Annotated in this window: 1 protein-coding gene; it reads right to left on the bottom strand. The window is 43.3% G+C overall.

Annotation, left to right across the window (positions count from 1 at the left end):
* Window positions 1–207 precede the first annotated feature (207 nt).
* Window positions 208–863, bottom strand: a 656-nt coding sequence (locus LD39_RS19285) for a glucose PTS transporter subunit EIIB (RefSeq protein ID WP_035552035.1), incomplete at its 5' end; no start/stop codon positions are given.

Consider the following 863-nt stretch of genomic DNA (forward strand, 5'->3'; position numbering starts at 1 on the left):
AAGGAAAAAGAAAGAGATATCTTCTTGAACTCCTTGGACAATAACTAAATAAAGAGAGTAACTTCAGAACACATAGGAGAGTCCCCTGGTTCACGTAATCGCAACAACGGCATATAAACGAGGCAATAAAAAAGCACCCTCTGTTCATTCAAAGTCGGAATGATCGGAGGGTGCTTTAATTTTAATGATCTACTTTAAACCAACAAACTAGCTCTGATCAGAATTACGCATCGCATCGGCAACAAATTCCACCTGGGTTCCTACAATGATTTGTAGATTATTGTTGCCAGGCTTCATGACACCTTTCGCTCCATGCTGCGACAAGGCTTTCTGATCAACACGGCTCATATCCTTGATTTGCAAGCGCAAGCGAGTTGCACAATTGTCGATGGAACTGATGTTATCTTTTCCGCCTAAGTCCTGGATAAAGTGATTCGCCATATGCTGGTACTTGTCTCCTCCACTTTGCTGCGTGCTGTCTTCAACAATCGTGTCTTCATCTTCACGTCCTGGTGTTTTCAAGTTGAGTTTAACAATCAGGAAGTAGAAGACGACGAAATAGATGACTCCAAAGACAATGCCTTGTACAAGCAGAAGGGCTGGCCGTTGAGCGATTCCGTAGTTCAACGCGTAATCAATGAAACCTGCTGAGAAGCCGAATCCATGACGAATATCGAGCCAAAAAGCAACAACCATAGATAAACCAGTTAATACTGCGTGAACAAAATACAATAGTGGTGACAAGAACATGAATGAGAATTCGAGCGGCTCGGTGATCCCTGTTAAGAAGGAAGTGAGCGCGATACCGATCATTCCGCCTGAGATGGCTTTACGTTTTTCTTTTTTAGCGGCGGCTATCATCG

The organism is Halobacillus sp. BBL2006, assembly GCF_000786645.1.
Taxonomy (GTDB): Bacteria; Bacillota; Bacilli; order Bacillales; family Halobacillaceae; genus Halobacillus.